The following is a 554-nucleotide window of genomic DNA, read 5'->3' on the forward strand; positions in this document are numbered from 1 at the left end:
TTTAACTTAATCAGCCAACTACCTGAAGATGACGACTTAATATTAATTGATATTGCCATCGATACAGGGCACCAGGTTTCCGCTACTACTTATTTAGCCTTTGGATTCACGAAGAAGGGAAATGTAATCCTATTAGATACATATTATTACTCACCTGAAAACAAAGTCGTTAAACGGGCACCTAGTGAGTTCTCAGTGGACTTAAATGAATTCGTGACAAATGCTACTGCTATATTTAGAAGATACATTGACCAACAAACTATCGATTCTGCAGAGGGTGGCTTGCGTAACCAGTACTTTAAAGATTATGGTGTTCGACTGCATCCCGTTGCAAAGAAAAAGAAAGTAACGATGATAGAAAACGTCTACGATTTATTATCACAGGGACGTATTTTTATTTTGGATACAGAAAACAACAAGGTGTTTTATGAGGAACACAAGCGATATCAGTGGGACGCTAAAACCTTGCAGACGCCTAACCCTGAAGTACTTAAAGTAGACGATCATACGTGTGATGCATTTCAATATTATGTTAATGATAACCTGCAGAAATT

General features: G+C 37.4%; 1 protein-coding gene. It reads left to right on the top strand.

Annotation, left to right across the window (positions count from 1 at the left end; genetic code table 11):
• Positions 1 to 554: PBSX family phage terminase large subunit (locus KVT27_RS23570; RefSeq protein WP_217582064.1), on the top strand; the 554-nt coding region annotated here is incomplete at both ends.

The sequence above is a fragment of the Lysinibacillus sp. GbtcB16 genome (genome assembly GCF_019091145.1).
Lineage (GTDB): Bacteria > Bacillota > Bacilli > Bacillales_A > Planococcaceae > Lysinibacillus > Lysinibacillus fusiformis.